Genomic DNA, 3,959 nt, shown 5'->3' on the forward strand with positions numbered 1-3,959 from the left:
GGCGAGCGCCGCCCCGGCGTCCATCTGTGCCCGGTGCGCGTCCTGGGCGCGGAGCAGGTCGAAGGCCGCGTTCACGGCCTGCTCGGAGGCCCTGACGGGCATGGTGGAATTCCGGACTGTCACGACGCCGTGCTGGGTCTCCTGAAACGCCCGGCCGACCGTCCGCACATCCCGGTCGGTGCTCTGGGCGGCGGTCAGCTGCCGGGTGACCTGCCCGTCCAGGGCGCTGCACAGGCCGCCGCCCTTCTCGTAGGCCCGCAGCGCGGGTTGCAGGACCGTCCGCACCCACGTCCGGAGCTGTTCCGCGCCGTGCGTGCAGGCGTCGGAATACGCGAGGAGGTTCTCCGGGATCGCCGATACCGTACCCATGCCGATCGTGTACCTAATTCCCGTTCTTCCGGGCGGCGTGCGCCTGCTCCGTGGCGTGCGCCACGCTTGCCTGCAAGGTGCGTGCCGCTGCCTTCAGCTCGATCAGTGCGGCCTGTTGCCGCGCGAACTCACTCTCGAACTTGTTCCGTTTGCCGCCCTGCCAGTTGTCGCTGTGCGCAGTGCCGAGAAGGGCCTTGCGCCGGCCGGTGCGCAGGTTTATCAACCAGTCCAGTTTGTCGACGAGTTGCGCCAGTTGCCGGCCCAGCTGGTCGGCGGCCGCGAAGTCGTAGTCGGGTGGCATTCGTCTGTTCCCCCTGGGTGAACGCTCACCGGAATTCTCCCGCTCCCCCGCCGCGTCGTCATTGACCGTGAGCGCACACCCGTCGGCCTTCCGCGCAACGCGCGCGTCGGCGCGTCAGCGCGCCACCTGCACACCGCTCGCGAGACCGTCGACGACGAGATAGCCCCGGCCCGGCAGGGGGCGCATGCGGTCGTGGCGCGGGAGTTCGGTGCCGAGGAGGTCGCCGTCGAGGTCGTGGTCGGGGCAGAGCAGCACGCCGCAGCGGCTGTCGCGGGCACGCTGGGTCCAGTGGCCGTAGGAGCGGCGCAGGGCGTCGGCGCGGCCGGCCGCTATCAGATGGCTGCCGGGGCCGGCGGCGGTGAGCCAGCGTTCCAGGACGCCGGCCGCGTCCTCCACCGTGTCCGCGTCGTCGACGAGGAGGAGCGTCGGTTCCCCCGGTGCCGGGAGGGCCTGTTCCAGGGCGTCGTACGCGGTCACGACGGTGACCGGGCCGGGCAGGTCCCGCAGCGGGGAGCGGCGCGGGGCGAGGGCGACGACGCGCGGCGGGGTGCCGGCGCAGGTCGTGACCAGCCGGGCGAGGGTGCACAGGGCCGTGCTGCGCCCGGACCGCTGGGGGCCCGCGATCAGGGCGTGTTCGTGTTCGTGGAGCCGGAGTCCGGCGTGGTCCAGGGTGTCGGCGTCCAGGCCGACCGGCAGCCACCAGGGGTCCGCGGCGGTCGCGGCGGTCAGGCCGGTGGCGGGGACGTCCGTGGGCAGCAGTCCGACCGCGGGTGCGGTGCGGACGGCGCCGGGATGGCGGGCGGCGGTACGGGCGACGGCCTCCGTCAGGTCCTCGCCGGGCCATCCGATCTGGATGACCTGCCGGTTGGCGGCCACCAGGGCCCGGCCCGGGACGTACGTGGGGACGGCGCCGCGGGGCACGTCGAAGTAGCCGTACTCGCCGGGGTCGGCCAGGCGCAGCAGGACCTTGGTCTGCGTCAGGGCGGACCAGGCGGTGGGGACGGCGCCGGCGCGGTCGGCGCCGACGGCGAACCGGATGCCGACGGCGGGTCCGTCGGCGTAGACGCGGGCGAGCTCGTCGATGAGGTTCATGCCGGCCACGTCCTTGTCGAAGTCCGCGAGGAGGGCGCCGAGGTTGTCGATGAGCACCAGCCAGTCGGGGCCGTCGGCGGGGCGGTGGGACTTGCGGGCGTCGAGCTCGCGGCGCAGGAGTTTGATCAGGCGGATCTGCCGTTCCCGTTCGGCGGAGCCGATGTGGGCCCCGGTGTGCGGGAGTCCGGCCAGCGGGGCCAGGGCGCCGGCGCCCATGTCGAGGACGAAGAGGTGGTGCCGGCCGGGCGGGGTGGTGGCGGCGACGGTCAGGGCGAGCGCGGCCAGGGCGGTGGAGATGCCGGAGCCTCCGCCGCCGTAGAGGAGCAGGTTTCCCGCTGCCGGGTCCCAGCCGACGGGGTACTGCCGCTGGCGTTCCGGGTCGTCGGCGAGTGCCCAGGCGGGCAGTCCGGCGGTGTCGGTGTGGAGGCCGCGTTCGGCCCGGGCGGGCAGGCCGGCGAGGGGGACGGTGCCGGGGAGCGGGTCGGGCCAGGGGCGGCGGGGTGGGGCGAAGCCGGCGAGGCCGGCGGCTTCCCGCGCGGCCGCGACCAGCCGCCGCAGATCGGTCTCGCCGTCCGTGCCGCCGGCGGACGGGTCCGCCACGGGCAGGCCGAGCCGGAACGGTACGGCCGTCACCGGGGCGGTCACCGCGGCCCGTGGGGTGACGCCGGTCGACAGCGCGGTCTGCACGGGCAGGACCTCGCGTGCGCCGAGCCGGTAGTAGGCGCGGCCCCACTGGCGGGTGCCGATGCCGGCGGCGGCCGGGCTGTCGATGACGTCCTGGGAATCGCCGGTGCTTTCGAGGCGCAGCGCGATGCGGAGTTTGACGTTGTTCTTGATGGCGTCGCTGACCGATCCGGCGGGCCGCTGGGTGGCCATGACGAGGTGGACCCCGAGGGTCCGGCCGCGCTGGGCGATGCCGACGAGCGAGTCGACGAAGTCCGGGAGGGCCTTGACGAGGGTGGCGAACTCGTCGATGACGACGGCGAGCCGGGGCATCGGTTCGAGGTCGCGGCGGCCGGTGTCGCGCAGCCGCTGGTAGTCGCGGATGTGGCTCAGGCCGACGTCGCGCAGCAGGCGTTCGCGGTGGCGGAGTTCCGCGTCGAGGCAGCGCAGGGCGCGTTCGCCGAGCTGCTCGTCGAGATCGGTGACCAGGCCGACGGTGTGCGGCAGTTCGGCGCACTCGTCGAGGGCGCCGCCGCCCTTGTAGTCGACGAGGGCGAAGGTGAGGTGTTCGGGATCGGCGTCGGCGGCCATGCTCGCGATGAGGGTGCGCAGCAGTTCGCTCTTGCCCGAGCCGGTGGTGCCGGCTATCAGGGCGTGCGGTCCGTCGTCGTCGAGGTCGACGGTGAACAGGTCGCGTTCGCTGACGCCGAGGACGGCGCCGACCCTCAGGTGCGGGGCCCGCCGCCGCCAGCGTTCGCCGACGCCGGCGCCGTCCACGGTGGGCAGGTCGAGCAGGGGCAGCAGCGGGATCCGGTCGGGCAGTCCGGCTCCCTCGACGCGCAGCTCGGGGTCCTCGAAGCGGGCCAGCGCCCTGGCGGTCTCCCGTGCCTCGCGGGCGCGCAGGCCGGCCAGCAGCACGTCGTCGGTCACCTGGCCGGAGGCCACGTCGCGGACGCGTCCGGAGCCCTTGGCGGTGGCCGTGACGACGGTGGTGCACAGGGCGGGCAGCCGGGTGGTCAGCACGAGGGCGCCGCAGCGTACGGAGCCGCCGGCGAGCAGGTCGCGCAGGGGGCAGGGGCGGCCCTCCAGCAGTGCGGCGCCGTCCACGACGACGAGCAGGACGGGTGCGGGCCGGTCCTCGGTGCGGGCCGGGGCGGCGGTGAGCAGGGCCCGGGCCAGGGCCTCGGCCTGTTCGGGGCCGGCCGCCACCAGCCGGGCCGTCCCGGACTGGGGGTCCGCGCCGTGGGGCAGCCACTTGGTCCAGTCCCAGTCGGCGAGCCGGTCGGGGTCGGTGAAGACGGCCACGGTCAGGTCCGCGGGGCCGCTGCCGACCACGGCCTGGCACAGCAGGGACCGGGCGACGGCCAGAGCGGCCCGCCGGTCCCCCTCCAGGCCGACCGCCTCGCCGGCCGACAGGCCGACCACGACGGGCACCTGCGCCCGAGGACACAGCACGGCCGGCGACGCGCCACGGCCAACCGTGCACGAGGTCGTAAAGCCTGTCCCGTATCTGACCGGTTGGGGGCGCGGCGGC

Annotated in this window: 2 protein-coding genes and 1 pseudogene; all 3 read right to left on the reverse strand. The window is 75.0% G+C overall.

All coding sequences use genetic code 11. The annotated features are described in order from the left end of the window. A pseudogene (locus AB0K09_RS30805) lies at positions 1–369 on the reverse strand (hypothetical protein); the annotation flags it as partial. 13 nt (positions 370–382) lie between these two features. Then, entirely contained in the window at positions 383–670 is a 288-nt protein-coding gene (locus AB0K09_RS30810) for a hypothetical protein (protein ID WP_366068699.1), read from the reverse strand. Positions 671–784: 114 nt separating this feature from the next. Next, entirely contained in the window at positions 785–3,850 is a 3,066-nt protein-coding gene (locus AB0K09_RS30815; RefSeq protein ID WP_366068700.1) for an FtsK/SpoIIIE domain-containing protein, read from the reverse strand. Positions 3,851–3,959: the final 109 nt, after the last annotated feature.

It is taken from the genome of Streptomyces sp. NPDC049577 (assembly GCF_040675635.1).
In the GTDB taxonomy this organism is placed as follows: domain Bacteria; phylum Actinomycetota; class Actinomycetes; order Streptomycetales; family Streptomycetaceae; genus Streptomyces.